This is a genomic window from Paenibacillus sp. J2R1T-4 (assembly GCF_059692235.1).
Map to the genome: position 1 here is coordinate 1 of NZ_JCAUBA010000007.1, position 16,290 is coordinate 16,290.

The 16,290-nt window shown below is 47.8% G+C and carries 14 protein-coding genes, 1 tRNA gene and 1 rRNA gene; 12 read left to right on the forward strand and 4 right to left on the reverse strand.

The features are described 5' to 3' along the window. Both AC58QD_RS13535 and AC58QD_RS13540 read left to right on the forward strand, forming a co-directional pair. Window positions 1-210 (forward strand): 23S ribosomal RNA (locus AC58QD_RS13535); the annotation flags it as partial. 156 nt (window positions 211-366) lie between these two features. Then, window positions 367-443: transfer RNA gene (locus AC58QD_RS13540), tRNA-Pro, on the forward strand. Window positions 444-528: 85 nt separating this feature from the next. Here AC58QD_RS13540 and AC58QD_RS13545 read toward each other — a convergent pair. After that, complete coding sequence (locus AC58QD_RS13545) at window positions 529-816, reverse strand: hypothetical protein (RefSeq protein WP_497334002.1); 288 nt, start codon at window positions 814-816, stop codon at window positions 529-531. A 167-nt stretch (window positions 817-983) separates the two neighbouring features. Here AC58QD_RS13545 and AC58QD_RS13550 point away from each other — a divergent pair, with 167 nt between their 5' ends. Continuing rightward, on the forward strand, window positions 984-2,783 hold the full coding sequence (locus tag AC58QD_RS13550) for a WG repeat-containing protein (protein WP_497334004.1): 1,800 nt from the start codon (window positions 984-986) through the stop codon (window positions 2,781-2,783). 52 nt (window positions 2,784-2,835) lie between these two features. On the opposite strand, the gene cydS is transcribed toward AC58QD_RS13550, so the two are convergent. The 3 genes from cydS to AC58QD_RS13565 are packed head-to-tail and all read right to left on the reverse strand — an operon-like array spanning window position 2,836 to window position 5,361. After that, a complete protein-coding gene (cydS, locus tag AC58QD_RS13555; protein ID WP_497334006.1) occupies window positions 2,836-3,027 on the reverse strand; it encodes a cytochrome bd oxidase small subunit CydS family protein in 192 nt (63 codons plus the stop codon). Next, window positions 2,990-4,015: a cytochrome d ubiquinol oxidase subunit II gene (locus tag AC58QD_RS13560; RefSeq protein ID WP_497334008.1), complete on the reverse strand. Its 1,026-nt coding sequence runs from the start codon at window positions 4,013-4,015 to the stop codon at window positions 2,990-2,992. The genes cydS and AC58QD_RS13560 overlap by 38 nt, the downstream gene beginning before the upstream one ends. After that, entirely contained in the window at window positions 4,012-5,361 is a 1,350-nt protein-coding gene (locus tag AC58QD_RS13565; protein WP_497334010.1) for a cytochrome ubiquinol oxidase subunit I, read from the reverse strand. Before AC58QD_RS13565 ends, AC58QD_RS13560 begins: the two co-directional genes overlap by 4 nt. A 550-nt stretch (window positions 5,362-5,911) precedes the next feature. Between AC58QD_RS13565 and AC58QD_RS13570 the strand changes: the two genes are divergently transcribed. The 9 genes from AC58QD_RS13570 to AC58QD_RS13610 all read left to right on the forward strand — a co-directional run bounded on the left by AC58QD_RS13570 (window position 5,912) and on the right by AC58QD_RS13610 (window position 16,280). Beyond that, window positions 5,912-7,318: a sulfatase family protein gene (locus tag AC58QD_RS13570; protein ID WP_497334012.1), complete on the forward strand. Its 1,407-nt coding sequence runs from the start codon at window positions 5,912-5,914 to the stop codon at window positions 7,316-7,318. A 471-nt stretch (window positions 7,319-7,789) separates the two neighbouring features. Next, a complete protein-coding gene (locus AC58QD_RS13575; protein ID WP_497334533.1) occupies window positions 7,790-8,635 on the forward strand; it encodes a helix-turn-helix transcriptional regulator in 846 nt (281 codons plus the stop codon). Between the two features lie 529 nt (window positions 8,636-9,164). Continuing rightward, window positions 9,165-10,148, forward strand: a complete 984-nt coding sequence (locus AC58QD_RS13580; RefSeq protein WP_497334014.1) for a hypothetical protein — start codon at window positions 9,165-9,167, stop codon at window positions 10,146-10,148. 32 nt (window positions 10,149-10,180) lie between these two features. Further along, window positions 10,181-11,908, forward strand: coding sequence for a GspE/PulE family protein (locus tag AC58QD_RS13585; RefSeq protein ID WP_497334016.1), 1,728 nt, complete (start codon window positions 10,181-10,183; stop codon window positions 11,906-11,908). A gap of 34 nt (window positions 11,909-11,942) precedes the next feature. Further along, entirely contained in the window at window positions 11,943-13,151 is a 1,209-nt protein-coding gene (locus AC58QD_RS13590; protein ID WP_497334018.1) for a type II secretion system F family protein, read from the forward strand. A 49-nt stretch (window positions 13,152-13,200) separates the two neighbouring features. Beyond that, complete coding sequence (locus AC58QD_RS13595) at window positions 13,201-13,881, forward strand: prepilin-type N-terminal cleavage/methylation domain-containing protein (protein WP_497334020.1); 681 nt, start codon at window positions 13,201-13,203, stop codon at window positions 13,879-13,881. 72 nt (window positions 13,882-13,953) lie between these two features. After that, window positions 13,954-14,958, forward strand: coding sequence for a type IV pilus biogenesis protein PilM (gene pilM, locus AC58QD_RS13600; protein WP_497334022.1), 1,005 nt, complete (start codon window positions 13,954-13,956; stop codon window positions 14,956-14,958). A gap of 6 nt (window positions 14,959-14,964) precedes the next feature. Further along, window positions 14,965-15,576: a hypothetical protein gene (locus AC58QD_RS13605; RefSeq protein ID WP_497334024.1), complete on the forward strand. Its 612-nt coding sequence runs from the start codon at window positions 14,965-14,967 to the stop codon at window positions 15,574-15,576. An 8-nt stretch (window positions 15,577-15,584) separates the two neighbouring features. Continuing rightward, window positions 15,585-16,280, forward strand: a complete 696-nt coding sequence (locus tag AC58QD_RS13610; protein WP_497334026.1) for a hypothetical protein — start codon at window positions 15,585-15,587, stop codon at window positions 16,278-16,280. Window positions 16,281-16,290: the final 10 nt, after the last annotated feature.

Below are 16,290 nucleotides of genomic sequence, written 5' to 3' on the forward strand. Positions count from 1 at the left end.
CTGGTGTACCAGTTGTCTCGCCAGAGGCATAGCTGGGTAGCTAAGTACGGACGGGATAAGCGCTGAAAGCATCTAAGCGTGAAGCCCCCCTCAAGATGAGATTTCCCAATTTAGTAAGACCCCTTGTAGACAACGAGGTTGATAGGTTCGAGGTGGACGTGCAGTAATGCATGGAGCTGACGAATACTAATCGGTCGAGGGCTTATCCAATACACTCATACCCGAGTGACAAGCACAACAAACACGGCTCGTTACCGTAATTCGCATCCAGTTTTCAGGGTACAACATTTAACAGGATGGCAAGCCCATCTGGAAGAGTGTGAACTGCACATGGCTGTGCAGTAACCTGTTCAATATCACCTTTGTCGGGACGTAGCTCAGCTTGGTAGAGCACCTGGTTTGGGACCAGGGGGTCGCATGTTCAAATCGTGTCGTCCCGACCATAAGAGTATTATCTAATGTATACATAACAAAAGCAGGAGCCTTTAACAGGTCTCCTGCTTTTTTCATTGCTTTCTCCTGAAGCGTTTACAGCTTCTTCTTGATATCCGACAAGTATTTGAGTACAACACCGACGATACCGATGTAGTAGCCGATCGTAATCAGCCATCCTGTATGGTCGAGGGATTCGATGTTGACGAGTAGGAATAAGGGGAAGATGTAGAATAACATGTCTTGTAAATATCCCAAGATCAATGTGTGGGAGAACGTGTTTGTTTTGAACGATTTGTATAGGCCGACAAGAAAGTCAAGAGCCATCAGTCCAAGCACAAGCCACATTCCATAGAGCATCCAATCGGTAAGTGTGAAGATCATACTGGTTCACCTGCCTCCCGGAACTAATCTATCTTCCGTAATGTATCATATGCAGGTAGATGAGAGGTCGTACTAGGACAACTATATTATTTTTATTTTTCGGGATAAGGGGAGGATGGATATCACCTTTTAGGCATGACGCCCATAATCTGAAGAGAATGAATAAGATGGGATGTGTGCAAGCCATGGTGGTTTATGGTTATGGAAGAGTACCGTATGTTCCTATATATTGGACGATGAATGCCGATGCGTATCGAGTTATGAATTTGTACCCGATTTCTGTAATGACTGTCAGCGGCACGCAATGGGGGTATATGAATGACAGGGCTGCCATTTATATCACGCCTAGATATGATTACGCGAACGAATTTCAGAAGAATGGATTAGCTGCTGTTATTCTAAACGATCAATATGGCCTCATCCGGCTTAATGGTGAATATGTGGTAAAGCCTAGTTACAATTACATTAATGAGTTTACAGAAGGTCGAGCCATCGTTATAAGCGAAAAAGGATTCGGGGTCATCGACGAGACTGGAGAAGTGTTAACTCACAAAGAATATGACTATATCGGCACCTATCATAATGGAAGAGCGCTCTATTCAAAAACCGATTCAGAAGCAAGAAGCAGCTATGGTTACTTGGATTTGCAAGGACAGGAAGTAATACCGGCTCAGTATAAAACCGCGAATGATTTCTCGAATGGCAAAGCTGTTGTGCAAGTGTCGGATCATGAATATGCTTTGATTGGACTAGATGGTCAGCGAATCACCACATACCCGTATACTTACGTAGGCCCGTCGTCAGAAGGGTTACTGCCATTCCAACAGCAAGCGCAAGGCAAGTATGGCTATATCAATGAGCAAGGAAAAGTTGTGATCCCTCCTCGATATACAAGTGCTCAAGCCTTTCAAGGGGGCCGAGCGGTTGTGAATACAGCAGAGGATTACCATAATAAATATGGGTTAATTGATCGTACAGGTAAATTCATTATGAATCCGCAATACAATAGTATCGAATTGCTTGGGGAAGAGAGAGCCGCAATTGGAGAGGCGATCGATCAGGAGCAGCCTTATATTGGATCGAAATATGCATTAGCCGATTCAGCAAGCGGGAAGTTTCTGACGGGATTCATGTTCTACCAGATCAATAACTTCAGTAACGGGTTAGCTTCTGCTTACGATAGCAAACAAACCTTTTTTATTAATCGGCAAGGCAATGTGGCCCCGTATTCCCCAAGGGTGAACGGAAGCGGTACTATGCGTTGGGTAGGCTCGTTGGTTAGTGCGGATGTAGATCGAAGAATCTCATATTATGACCGCTGGGGTAACCTCGTATGGAAGCAGAACTCCACGCTACCATTGACGGGCAAGCTTCGAGTGAAAGAAGAACTTTATAAGCCTAATAGAGATTATCTTGTTTACTACCCGCAGTTAGAGGGGATGGCAGACTCGAAGGGTCAGCAAAGAGCCAATAAGCAGCTCAAAGAGCTTTCTCAGGTGAAGCCTATCCCCGGTGATGTACAGCTTGATTATAGCTATACTGGTGATTTTGAGATCTCCTTTTACCGTAACAATCTAATCGTGTTTAAGTTACACGGCTACAATTATCCGTTCGGAGCAGCGCATGGCATGCCGACTGAGGTATATGCTCATGTGAACCTGAAGACGGGAAAAATCTATAAGCTGAAGGACCTTTTCAAGCCGGATAGCGACTACGTTAAAGTATTGAGCACTATTATTGGCGAACAAATCAAGACGGATCCCCAATATTCTTATGTATTCCCTGACAGCTATACAGGCATCCAACAAGACCAGCCGTTCTCTGTAACTGAGGATGCTCTGAATATTTACTTCGCTCCCTATGAGATCGGTCCATATGCTGCCGGTTTTCCGACGTTCACAATTCCTTGGAAGGAAATCAATCGCATTCTGGATCGGGAAGGATCTTTCTGGAAGTCCTTTCATTGAATCAATAGGAAAAATCCCGAAGCCATAAACTCTGGTTTCGGGATTTGTGCGGTTATCGGCTATTCTTAGACGTAGGGTCAGCTCCCTCTCTTGGTAAGACCGAGTCAGTGGCTCCCCAAATGAACAGTCCGATTACGGCTACTGCAACAACGATGAGAGGTGCGCCAAGTATTAGAAAGTTCTCCATATGAATCCCAGCCTTTGCATTAATGTTTGTCGAAATTACCTTTGACGTATTTCGCATTGAACAGAAACAGACGCATTAATAAATACAGGGAAGGAATGAGCAACAGCAGCCCGAGAATGAAGACTATGATTAAAGCTGCGGCCATAGCTTCATTGGTGAAATTATCATAGATCGTCAGATAAGGGTACAGAATATAAGGTAGATGCGCAGCGCCGTAACCGAAGAAGGCAAAAGCGAACTGCAGCATAACGAATACGAAAGACAGGCCGAGATGTTTGCGCGTCCAGACCAGATACACAGCGATGAGGAAGCAAAGGAACGATAGGACGAACATCCAGGAGAGAGACAGCATTTTCTCGTAGTGCTCTAGATTGTGTCCGCGAATGGCGAAAAATACTAGTAAACTGCTCAAGATGGTAGGCAAGCTCCAAGCTAGAGCGTACTTCCGTACGAGCTCGAAGGCTGGACGGTCGTTAGCTTTATGAGCATAATAACTAAGGAACATGGCCGAGATATATAACACACTGACAATGGCTAGCAGAACAACAGACCAGGAGTAGGTGCTCGTAAATAGCTTGCCGAATAGAAACTTGACGCTTCCGCTGTCGGTCTCTACCACGTATCCGCCTTCTGAGATAGTCAGCACCGTCGATAAGCTAGCAGGGATGAGCAGCCCGCTCGCCCCATACAAGAACATGTAAGTGCTGCTGGTGCGCGATCCGTAGGTATTAAAAGCGTAATAGGAACCGCGAATGGCGAGCAGTACGATAGCGATACTGCCCGGGACCAATAAGGCTGTTCCGTAATAATAGGCTGTATCGGGAAAGAAGCCGACGAACCCTACGAAGAAGAAAACCAAAAACACATTGGTTACTTCCCAGACGGGGGACAAATAACGAGTTATCACGTTCTCAATGACACTTCGTGTGCCGGTTATAGAGCTGTAGTAGCTAAAAAATCCAGCACCGAAATCAATGGAGGCTACTATAAGGTAACCGAACAGGAAGAGCCATAAAACAGTAATCCCAAGTACTTCATAGCTCATTTCCGTTTACCTCCTTCTTGTCCTAACGCAATTAATTCATCCTCGGCCCGATTCGTTCTGAACATACGGGTAAGCACACGGACAGAGGTGATGCCTAACAGCAAGTACAAGAGCGAGAATAGCCACAGCATCGTATCTACGTGGTCCGATGTAGTTGCCCCTTCTGAAGTGCGCATAATACCACGCAGGATCCAGGGTTGTCTTCCGACTTCAGAGAAGATCCAGCCGTGCTCGATAGTCAGGATGGCGACAGGAGCAGAGATAATGATAAGTCTGAGAAGCCACTTGCTGTATGGATTGCTTTTCTTCCGCCATAAGGCGATTGCAAATAACAGCACTACGAGCGTCATGAACGCCACATACCCCATTTTGATATCGAATAAATAATGAATCCATAGCGGGGGGTGGTTCTCTTCCGGGATATCGTTCAATCCGACCACTTCAGCCGAAGGGTAACCATGAGCAAGAATACTAAGTGCATTCGGTATCCGTACTCCATACTTCACTTCATTGTCCTCGCCCAGTACACCGCCCAGCAAGAGCGGCGCATGCTTGGTCGTTTCAAAATGCCATTCCATTGCCGCTAGTTTCTCTGGTTGATATTTGGCCAGATACTTACCGGATAAGTCACCGATTAGTGCGGTTGAAATGAGAAAGACAGTGGCCGATACCATCGTCAGCTTTAGTGCTTTTTTGTAGTAAATATGGTTGCGTCCTTTGAGAATGGACCATGCTGCTATTGCTGCTAGAATCAAGGCACATGTCAAATAGGCAGAGGAGAGCACATGCGCGACCTTGGTCGGCATAGCCGGACTTAGCATGGCTGCAATTGGATTCACATCCGTTATTTTACCGTCGACTAGGTTGAAACCAACTGGATAATTCATAAAGGCATTCACGATGGTGATGAAAAAGGCTGAGGCGGAAGAACCAATCACAACAGGGACGAGCAGCCAGAAGTGGGCCATCCTATTCTGAAATCGGTCCCAAGTGTATAAGTAAATTCCAAGAAATATCGCTTCGAAGAAAAAGGCGAATGTCTCCATAAAGAGCGGAAGGGCGATGGACTGACCGGCTACCCGCATGAAGCTCGGCCACAGTAAGCTGAGCTGCAGCCCTATAGCTGTACCTGTAACAACACCCACAGCCACGGTGATGACGTATCCCCGCGCCCATCTGCGTGCAAGCAGCAGGTAGTGGGGATCATTGCGTTTGATGCCGATCCACTCAGCTAGAGCGATAATGAGCGGAACACCGACACCTATTGTGGCAAAAATAATGTGAAAAGCGAGTGTAAGCGATGTAAGCAAGCGGCTAAATAGGACCGGATCGTAGACGCTGGACATGGAAACCCCTCCTAAAACAATTTCGGAGAAAATGTACTACGAAAACATGAGCCAATCATTAAGAAAAAAGATGACGAGTAAGGGAAAGAAGCATAATGATGGCTACACAGGCACATAAAACTATAAGCCTTTTCTCTTGTTTGACACCGCGTTTTTCTGAATCTTGATTGGAATTTGAATCCATGGGCTCACCTTCTTTATAATAAAAAATAATAGTAACATATACATCATATCCCAATTATTAACCATCACAAGGGGATTCAATCATTCATAAGTGTCTGACACTTGAAGGATGTATTGCAAAATGATGACGGGCAAATAATCACGGAGCAGGAAGTGTCGTTCATCGACGCCTCCAGCTCCTTATTAATTGTGTTAGCCCTTTAGGTCAGGAATTAAACATATTTATGCAAAAAAGACCATATTGTTCAGTCTCCCGTTTCAGTACGATTGTAAATGAAGGACTCTGTACCCATTTCATTTCTGCTTTTAACCCCAAATATTGATATCAATCAGGTGTAACTATATAATGAACAACGAGGTGAATCATATGAGCAACAATAATACTCCGAATATTTTATTCATCATGTGTGATGACCACGCTTCCCATGCTATGAGCTGTTATGGAAGCAAGATTAACGAGACACCGAATATTGATCGGATCGCCGATGAGGGAATACGTTTCGATAACTGCTTTTGTACCAATTCGATCTGTTCCCCAAGCAGGGCAGCTATACTTACAGGAAAGTACAATCATTTGAATGGTGTGAAATCGCTTAGGGATCATTTCGATGGACGTCAAATGAGCTTTCCGAAGCTTCTGCAAGCTAATGGGTACCAGACTGCGATTATTGGGAAATGGCATTTGGGCCACGGGGGAAACGCAGATCCTACTGGATTTGATTACTGGTCCGTCGTTCCTGGGCAAGGGGAGTACCATAATCCTGTTTTTATTGAAGCAGAGGGTCCCCGAACAATTCCAGGGTATGTCACGGATATTACAACGGACCTGTCAATGGAATGGATGTCTGCCAGAGACAAAGATAGGCCATTTATGCTAATGTGCCATCACAAAGCGCCGCATCGCCCTTGGGAGCCTGCAGCCAAATACGCTAATCTATACGATGACCGGGATATTCCGGAACCGGAAACGTTTTATGATGACTATGAGACTAGATCTGAGGCCGCAAAAGTGGCAAAAATGCGTATCGATCGCGATATGGACGACTATGAGGGTCAAATACCGCCGGGACTAACTCCGCTTGAAGAAAAGAAATGGAAGTACCAGCGCTACATGAAAGATTATTTGCGTTGTGTCGCTTCAGTAGATGAGAGTGTAGGCAGGCTGCTTGATTATCTGGAAGCTGAGAACCTCGCCGACAATACGATTGTGGTCTATACATCGGATCAAGGCTTCTTCCTAGGGGATCATGGGTGGTTCGACAAGAGGTTCATGTACGAGGAGTCTCTTCGTATGCCTTTCCTTGTTCGATATCCAGGGGAGATTCAAGCAGGCAGCACAACGGATGCTATGGCGCTCAACATTGATTTCCCAGCGACATTCCTAGACTATGCAGGAGTGCCCATCCCTGAAGAGATGCAAGGTCAAAGCTTGCGCTCGATATGGAGCGGGTCTGTGCCTGACAATTGGCGCACATCGATGTACTATAGGTACTGGATGCACTTGGATGTATGGCATAACGTATATTCCCACTATGGCATCCGAACGGAGCGATACAAGCTCATTTATTATTATGCGGAAGCACTAGGCACTGCTGGCTCTATAGAAGAGAAACGTCCCCCGGAGTGGGAACTGTTCGACATGGAGAAAGACCCGTATGAGTTGAAAAATGTGTACAAGGATCCGGACTATGCAGAGGTGATCCGCGCTTTGAAACAGGAGATGCGCAGTCTGCAATTAGCCGTTCTCGATCAGCCGGTTGAAGAGATAGATTAGGCTGCGGGAGAGATCCATTCCTATCAATTCAATAATTGTGAAGCATCTGGACCAATGTCTGGATGCTTTTTTGCTGTTTCACCCGGTCAGAAGGCTTATGTCCGAAGTCCTCTCCGCTAGTTCCAGTTTTTGTCGCTGATATGGATGTGATGTTGACCCAGTAGTGCCAATTCATGCCATCTCGTTCCAAAGTCAGGGACTAAAAGACATGCTTTCGGGATGAAGGACATGTATAAAGAATGATAAATGTTGAAAGCGCTATCGCTCTTATAGTGCAAGGATACTATCTTATGTGAATTAATGCCTTTGTACTATTTCATCCACAATGATAGGGGCTTATAGTTAGTTTCATCCGGGCACGATGGAACATTTTGCCGTGGGCTTCGAGCAATTACGACAAGGATTAGCGTTTTGTCCCAAGAAGTTCGCACAAGGCACTCCAAAATTGAACAGGAAAAGCGAGTGGAATCGATGAAGGTTTTTGCAGAAGAGGTCCGGACCGATGACTTTGCAGGAAAAGTAGGGATTTCCAAAAAAGAGATTATGAAGCTTCATGAGAAATCATTTCAGAACGGGGTTCAGCAAGATTCCATGCGAGTCCGATTTCGGGTTCAGGGAAAAATGATGGAACGGCTGATCATCAAAAATCAGACTATAATGGATGTGATCCAGAAGCAAGGGTTGCTAAAGGTGAACGCTTTCTACTTTCCGAATCTGTTAATGGTGACAGACAGCAATGGCGTGATTCTACATATGAGCGGGGATGAAAAGTCTACGTTAAATGCCGCAAGTATGAATAATATCGGAATCGGATCAGCTCTATCGCTGACAAGCGCGGGGACGAACGCAGTATCGGCAGCCATAGAGCTTCAGCGCCCGGTGTGGATTAACGGCAAGGATCATTACTTGAATACAATGCAGGATTGGGTGACGATGTGCGTACCGATACATAACTCGGAGAATCATGTTGTGGCTTACCTGGCTTTTTCGGCTCTGCACCATATCTCGGCTCCTTATGTGTATCCATGTATTGAGTCGATTGCCTTGAGTATGGAGTATGAGCTTCGGAAGACAGAGCTTCAGAGCAAATCGTGGCTGGTAGAGGAAGTTCTGGAGGAGCGGTTAAAGTCTTTCAAATTAACCCCTCGTGAGAAAGAAATCGCCATGTACTGGCTGTTGGACTATGACTATAAGCAGATAGGCAAAGTATTGACCATAAGCGAGAATACCGTCAGAGTCTATGTTACGAAGATCAATAGCAAGCTAAAAGTGAACTCCAAAGCCTCTTTGATCCTTAGAGTATTAGGAGCGATATAGCAGACATTAAGGCCGAATATGACTACCTTTTCATGCGAAAAGGGGAGTCATGTTTGGCCTTTTTTGATAGTTCAGAAAGTATATAAATATAATTCGAGGGGGTTACCCTACATGAATTTGATCCCAGAGGCTCCTCATCCAAAGTCGAACAGAAGAGGGCAGGAAGGCGGAGCGGAAAAGCGTCAGCGGTCGCCTTTGCACTTGAATTCTTACCACTAAAAACATGATTCAAAAGAATTGAAGTGCAACAGCGATTGGAGCCCGCCTTTCTGCCCTTCCACGCACCTAACTGATATCCTACTCCTAGGACCTGGCCATTGGCCTGCGAGCAGAATGAAAGACTGATCTGCCATAGGTCCAATGTCCGCATCGGCAGCACTACTATATGATGCGTACAGATTATTGCACTTGCGTTAGGTAGAAGGATGTAATGTGTGTGTATGATTTGCGCTGCAGAATTTTGCGGTTATATTGGACTCACCCCCCGAATAAGGCGGGAATATGTCGAGCTTTGAAGGACGGATGGTTGATGAGACAGAGACGAAAGAACATTATTCTACAGCCGATTAAATGGCTTCTTCTGGTCATGATAGTCGGTGCTGGATCAATAGCTGGGATGTCAGCGCTGGGACTTATTCAGTTGAATTCGGACAAAGTGTTGGAAAATGTAATGTTCTGGAAAACAAAGGAACCGAACATCAAGGAGTTCTCGGCAGAAGCGGCCACCATAAAGCGGACTGAACAATCTGCAACTCCCGCTCTCACAACTGCAAGCGGTTCACCTAGTCCTGCTCCATCATCTGCACCTCCTGCTGTTGCTGCTGCATCCAACTCTTCACCAGCTCCAGTCCAGACGGCGCCAGCTCCCGGAGTTCAAATGCTAGCCCAAGCGCAAAGCACAGTACCGGTTAACGCTAATGAGCGAGCATGGTTGGATATGATTGGCTTGATCAAGCTGGAGCCAGGCAAGCTGTTCTCTTACAACACATGGTTTGCAGAGCAGAAGGCGAAAACACCTGAGAAGAAAGAAAGTGAGCTATCTCATATCGCCGGTATGCTGTACGAGGCTGCGATAAGAAGCGGAATGAAGGTTGGAGAACGTCATGCTCATCTGGACATCCCCACGTATGCCTCTGCTGGATTCGATGTAGAGTACTTACCGGATAAGAAAGATTTAACCTTTTACAACTCGCTTGGATTCGCGGTTTCAGTAGGTGTGATCTATAACGGTGAATCACCTGTCCTGACGTTCAATGGTATTCCCTCACCCGCATGGATGGCACCTAAGATCACGGTGAACAAAGAAGCCTTTACCCCGGAGCGCATGCTTCTAACCGACTTCACGCTTACTGGCAGAGGCGAAGTCGTCCGCAATGAGGGAGTACCCGGTTTGCTAGTGAAGGTGCATAGCGATGCCAAGAATGATGGAAAAAGCGAGCTGCTGTACAAAGATTTTTACGCTCCGCGCCCGGTGATCATTGCAAGAGGTCCAACTGCGGAGGAATTGAAGTAAGCCCATACAATCACAGGAAGGCGGACTCCTTTATGCGCATAGGTGAACTGTTTGTCATGAACGGACTCATTACCGAGGAACAATTGGAACAGGCGCTCAAGCAGCAGGTTCATACGCGAAAGAAGCTTGGCGAGATCCTGATTGATAAAGGGCTAATAACAGAGCGGCAGTTGGTGGAAGTGCTGGAGTTCCAGCTTGGGTTTCCGGTTGTCAACATGTACGAAACCCCGCTGGACATGAATACGGTGCAGCTCATTCCAGAGTCGCTCGCTCGCAAACACTGCATCATTCCGATTGAACGCAAGAACGGGAAAATCAAGGTAGCGATGGTTGATCCGTTGAATTATGACGCCATTGAAGAAATTCGAATGGCTACGAATATGAACGTGCAGCCAGTCATCGCGATTCGTTCGGAAGTGGAACAGGCGATTACGAGGAACTACGGCATGAAGGAATCGGTCGATGAGCTAATGGTTGACCTCGATAAGCTGGAGATCAAAGACGAGGAGCATGAAGCGAACGACCAGGGCTCGCCGATCGTCAAGCTGGTGAATCAAATTATTCAATCCGCGGTTCAGCAGCGAGCTTCCGACATCCACGTAGATCCGCAAGAGAAGCAACTAATCGTGAAATACCGCATCGATGGCGTGCTTCGGACGGAGAAAGCGCTGCCGAAGCACATGCAAGGGGTGCTGACCGCTCGACTGAAGATCATCTCTAAGCTGAACATCGCTGAACGGCGTCTGCCCCAGGACGGGCGCATTCAGATGCAGGTCGACAATAGGCGAATAGACATTCGGGTCTCGACGCTACCGACTGTGTACGGGGAGAGTATCGTTTTGCGGATTCTGGATCAGTCGGCGGGTGTGAAGAAGCTTGCCGATCTTGGCTTAAGCGAAGGAAATCTGGTCAAGTTCGACAAAATGATTCAGCGTCCAAACGGAATCATTCTCATCTCGGGACCTACAGGGAGCGGGAAGACGTCGACCTTATATTCGGCGCTCGGTCAACTGAACGGGGATGACGTGAAGATCATCACCATCGAAGACCCGGTCGAATACCGGATGACCGGCGTCACGCAAGTGCAAGTGAATACACAAGTCGGGCTTACGTTTGCTTCCGGATTGAGGTCCATTCTGCGACAGGATCCGAACATCGTAATGGTCGGGGAGGTCCGGGACGCGGAAACGGCAGAGATCGCGGTTCGCGCTTCGCTGACCGGACACTTGGTACTAAGCACGATTCATACGAACAGCGCCGTCAGCACGATCAGTCGACTCGTCGATATGAGTATCGATTCCTACTTGATCGCTTCGTCTCTCTCCTGCGTAGTCGCTCAACGGCTTGTGCGTCGTGTCTGCCGTGAATGCGCGCAGCAAGTACCGGCAAAGGATGAAGAAATCCGGCTGCTGGAAGCGCACGGGTTGCACGGCCATGAGGATAAGCTGGCGATTACCGGTACTGCCGGATTCATCCGTTCTGCCGTTTCCAAGCTGTTCGACGGAACCCTCATGGTTACTCGCGGTAAGGGCTGCGGAACATGCAACAAGACGGGATTTCGGGGGAGGATTGCTCTTCACGAGGTGCTGGTTGTGGACGAGCCGCTGCGCCGACTGATCGTGCAGAACCGCCCGATTAATGAGTTGGATCAGCATTTAGCCCAGCACGGTTTCAAGAATATGCTGTACGACGGTCTGCTGAAAGTACGTGACGGAAGCACAACCATCGAGGAAGTTCTGAAAGCGGTATCGGACGAGTAATCGTATATGTCACTAATGGGTGGAGGTGAAAGCAATGGCAAATTTCGCATATGAGGCCGTCAGTGAGAGCGGGAGGAAATTGAAGGGCGTGCTTCGAGCGCAGAACAAAAATGCAGCGATCAGCGAGCTTCGGGGTAAGGGAATGATTATTCGCAGCATTCAAGAGAAGCAATCGACCGCGATGGACAAAGAGATCTCGATCGGCCGGGCGGTGAAGTTGGAGGATTTCGTCATCTTCTGCCGTCAGTTCGCTACCTTGATTCGTTCGGGAATTCAGATCGACCAGGCGATCACGATTCTGGAGGATCAAACGTCCGCCAAGAAGCTGAAGGCGGCTCTGGGTGACGTATCGGAGCAGATCCGAACCGGACACCCTCTATCCAAGGCGATGAGTGATCATCCGCGAATCTTCCCGGAGATGTTCATTAATATGATCGCTTCAGGAGAAACGGGCGGGAATCTGGATGACGTGCTCGACCGGATGGCAGACCATTACGAGAAGGAGCATAAGACGATTCAAAAGGTAAAGTCAGCCATGTCATATCCGATCATCGTCATGTTCATAGCCATCATCGTTGTCATCTTCCTGTTGATCAAGATTGTGCCGACATTTGCGGAAATGTTCCTGGAGCAGGGATCTGAGCTTCCGTTGATTACCAAATTTGTCATGGGATCAAGCGATGCCGTAGTGGCCTATTGGTGGATATTCCTGGCTGGAATTATCGGTCTGATATTCCTCTATCGGGCGTTTGCTGCAAAGGACGAAGGAAAGTTCCTGATAGACAGCATGAAATTCAAAATTCCAGTTTTCGGTATCATTCTCAGGAAAGCAGCGATCGCTAGATTAACCCGTACGCTGTCATCACTGTTCGTGAGCGCCGTACCGGTGCTGCAAGCGATAGATGTCACGGAAAAGGTCGTAGGTAACCGAGTGATGGCAAAGGTGCTGAGAGAAGCGAAGAGCAGCCTACAGCAAGGAAAACAGCTGTCCGATCCGTTCTCTAAGAGTGAACTCTTTCCGAGGATGGTCGTGCAGATGCTGATCGTCGGAGAAGAGACGGGCCAGATCGATAACATGCTGTCCAAGATCGCCGACTTCTATGAAGCGGACGTCGACCAGAGCGTCGACCGGCTCAAGTCTGTTATTGAACCTCTGATGCTGTTATTTGTTTCCGTCTTGGTCGGAATCATTGTCGCTGCGATGATGAGTCCGATGTTCAAAATGTACGAGAACTATTTGTAAACCTAGTACGTTATCGCATCTATGCTTGAAAGGGGGTGAATACACATACATGTCACATATGTTGACTGCAATGTACGACAAAGGATTTGAGTTCTTGCAAGAGCAGGTACATACCAAAAATAATCGAAGAGGTGGGAATGAAATGAACGAAATGGTAATGGAAAACAAACAATTTGAAGGCTTTAAGGCTCAGAAAATGTCTTTCCGCGAGGTAATGAAGAATGAAAAAGGTTTGACCTTGATCGAATTGCTCGCGGTAATCGTCATCATTGCAATTATCGCAGCTATCGCCATTCCGTCGATTGGTTCGATTCTCGAGAAAACGAGATTGAACGCTCATCGTTCTAATGCACATATGGCGATTGATGCGGCAAGGCTTTATGTTTCAAATGAAGGGGTCGTTCTAAATGCAGCTAATCCTACTGTAGTTCTCTCATTAACAGACCTTAATAATAAGGGTTATCTGGAAGTAATACCAAAAGATCCATCTAAGAAGCCGGATAACTATACTGCCGGTGCGGCTGGTCCTTCTGCTGCAACACCAATAGCTGGGGATACAACAGGTTCCTATGTACAGGTCTCCAAAGATACTAATGGCAATTTCCAGTATCATGTAACATTACACGGTAATAGTCTAAGCTATTTGAATTTTGTCCTGGAGTCGAATATCGAGAAGGATGGTTATGTATCCGAAGATGGTACTGGCACATCTGATGCAGTTACACCATAAATGCAGATCCCGGCGCGCCGTCCCAGGCGGCGCGCCACCTTAACTAAAGCAATACCGAGAGGAGTCATCGCGATGTTTGGACGCAAAATGAGCAAATACACATACGGCATGCAAATTTCGGATACAACTGCAAAACTGGTAGAAATTATTAACCTCCCGCAACAGGTAGTCGTGACACAGCGCCATTCGATCGCGCTGGATAAAGGCAGTATCAAAAACGGAAAATTCATGGACGAAGAATCGGTCATCCGCCGCATTGAGGCGACTGTGTCGCAGCTTGGCCTTCAGGGAACCAGGGTGAACGTCACCGTCCCTATGTCCAATGTAGTGCTTCGCAAGTCGGTATTTTCGTCTTTAAAAGATAAAGAATTGCGCAACCTGATCGACGTCGAACTGCACGGTGGACAGCAGCTGCCCTTCAAAAATCCAGTGTTCGACTTTGTCCGGCTCGGCGCTCCGATAAATACGGCCGCCGCTGCCGCGGCGGATGAAGGCAAGAGCAAGAAGGCCAAGGCACTGGGGCAGGAGGAAGTGTTGATCTTCGCTACACCTTCCGAGGTCGTAGATAGCTACACCAGTGTGATCAAGCAATCGGGACTTATCCCGGTAAGTGTTGACTTGGCACCGTTGGCGCTGCACCGCATGCTCCTCCGCCATAACAGGGAGACCGGATCCGTCTTGAAGGAGCGCTTCATGCTGCTGCATGTCGAGTCCGATCATGCGGACATAAGCATTTTCATAGGCGGCATTCCCGTTTTCTTCCGTTCTATTCAGATCAACACAAGCTTCTTCATGGACACGGGCACCGATCCGGTGGCTGCATACGGCCGCAATTTATCAATGGAGCTGGGGCGCGTGCTCAACTATTTTCAATATTCGGTCTCAACGGAACAAGAGGACGTCCAGCTCATCTATTTGGTAGGGGATCAAGACTGGATTCAAGCGCTGCCTGCTCATCTGGAAGGCTCGTTCTCCGGCGAAATTGCGGCATTTCCCTTAGACGGAGTTCTGGAGAGCGACGATTCCTCTAATCACTCGTACGCCGTGCCACTTGGCTTGGCGATGAAAGGGGCTTAAGAAGCGATGAGTGCAGGTGTACAGCGTAATCAGTCTATTGAGATCAATTTGCTGCAGAATCGGATAGATGAAGTCAAGAGCAACAGCCCTTTGATCCCGGCGCTGCTGATCCTGCTTATTGCAACGGCAACCATTACAATGGGCTGGATGTGGCTGAGCGCAAAGTCGGCTATCTCGCAAGCGAACGAGTCGCTGGAGAAGGTAAATGCCCAGATTAAAGAAAGCCAGAGCAAGTTGGCCAGCACGCCGACGCTTGGAGCGGCTGCGGATTTCATCGCTCTGCCGCAAACAATCAGAGCGAGCCGGCCGAACGCGACTGAGGTGCTGGACAAGCTGACCCTGCTGATGCCAATGGCTTCCAACTTAACCTCTCTCTCGTTCGGGGATGCTAACACGCTGAAGGTCATAGGAAACTTCGCTTCGACAGAAGAAGTCATCGGCTTTATGCAAGCGGTAAAGTCCTCGTCTAACTTCAGCCTGGTAGCATCAAGCGGCATGACCAAAATTCCAACCGTGCCGGAGGACAAAAATGCGCCGCCTACGGCTGAAGTCCCTTTGCCGGTTATACAAGCAACATTTGACTTGAAATTCACGGCGGACGCCAACAAGAAAGGTTGAGAATCCATATGGGTGTATTCAACAGCAGAAGAAATCTACTGTTCGCCGCGGTGGTTGCCTCGCTCGTTCTGGTGATGGTCTATTTCAATTTCGTATCGCCTATTCGCGAGGAGCGAGTATCCAAGGAAAAGCTCCTGGCACAGAAGCAGAAAGAGCTTGAAGTTTTGAAGAAACGGACGGAAGGCGCAGCAGCTTTGAGTGCCGAAGAGCAAGTGAATCTGGCCAAGGCGCGCAACCGGGTTCCGGAAGTGCCGGATCTGGAAGGCCTGCTGAGGGACGTCCGAATGTTGGAAACTGTAAGCAAAATCCAACTGGCCAGCTACAACTTCGAAGTGGGCAAACAGGCCGAACAAGCCGGCCAAGCGCAAGCTCAAGGACAAACGGCAAACGCTGAATCCGCTGCCGCAGCGGCGAACCAGTCACTTGCCTTGCCGATCAAGCTGAACACGACCACAAAAGGGGATTACCAACAGGTTCACCGCTTTCTGGAAGAGCTTCAGTCGGCCAACCGGCTGATGCAGATCGACAAAATCGCATTCGCCGTCAAGTCGACCGCTCCGGTAAAGCTTAATGCGTCCAGAAGAGAAATAACCATGAATTTGTCGATGGTTTCCTACTTCGCGCCGGGGCTGCAGAAGTTTTATAAAACGCCAGTACCGGTTCACTACAACAAGCCAGAAGGCAAGTCGAACCCGATCTACTAACAGGAGGCGA

Excerpts from the sequence above, each read along its gene's own strand:
- AC58QD_RS13545 (WP_497334002.1), bottom strand. The coding sequence starts at position 816 with ATGATCTTCACACTTACCGATTGGATGCTCTATGGAATGTGGCTTGTG.
- AC58QD_RS13550 (WP_497334004.1), top strand. The coding sequence starts at position 984 with ATGGGATGTGTGCAAGCCATGGTGGTTTATGGTTATGGAAGAGTACCG.
- cydS (WP_497334006.1), bottom strand. The coding sequence starts at position 3,027 with ATGCGAAATACGTCAAAGGTAATTTCGACAAACATTAATGCAAAGGCT.
- AC58QD_RS13560 (WP_497334008.1), bottom strand. The coding sequence starts at position 4,015 with ATGAGCTATGAAGTACTTGGGATTACTGTTTTATGGCTCTTCCTGTTC.
- AC58QD_RS13565 (WP_497334010.1), bottom strand. The coding sequence starts at position 5,361 with ATGTCCAGCGTCTACGATCCGGTCCTATTTAGCCGCTTGCTTACATCG.
- AC58QD_RS13570 (WP_497334012.1), top strand. The coding sequence starts at position 5,912 with ATGAGCAACAATAATACTCCGAATATTTTATTCATCATGTGTGATGAC.
- AC58QD_RS13575 (WP_497334533.1), top strand. The coding sequence starts at position 7,790 with ATGAAGGTTTTTGCAGAAGAGGTCCGGACCGATGACTTTGCAGGAAAA.
- AC58QD_RS13580 (WP_497334014.1), top strand. The coding sequence starts at position 9,165 with ATGAGACAGAGACGAAAGAACATTATTCTACAGCCGATTAAATGGCTT.
- AC58QD_RS13585 (WP_497334016.1), top strand. The coding sequence starts at position 10,181 with ATGCGCATAGGTGAACTGTTTGTCATGAACGGACTCATTACCGAGGAA.
- AC58QD_RS13590 (WP_497334018.1), top strand. The coding sequence starts at position 11,943 with ATGGCAAATTTCGCATATGAGGCCGTCAGTGAGAGCGGGAGGAAATTG.
- AC58QD_RS13595 (WP_497334020.1), top strand. The coding sequence starts at position 13,201 with ATGTCACATATGTTGACTGCAATGTACGACAAAGGATTTGAGTTCTTG.
- pilM (WP_497334022.1), top strand. The coding sequence starts at position 13,954 with ATGTTTGGACGCAAAATGAGCAAATACACATACGGCATGCAAATTTCG.
- AC58QD_RS13605 (WP_497334024.1), top strand. The coding sequence starts at position 14,965 with ATGAGTGCAGGTGTACAGCGTAATCAGTCTATTGAGATCAATTTGCTG.
- AC58QD_RS13610 (WP_497334026.1), top strand. The coding sequence starts at position 15,585 with ATGGGTGTATTCAACAGCAGAAGAAATCTACTGTTCGCCGCGGTGGTT.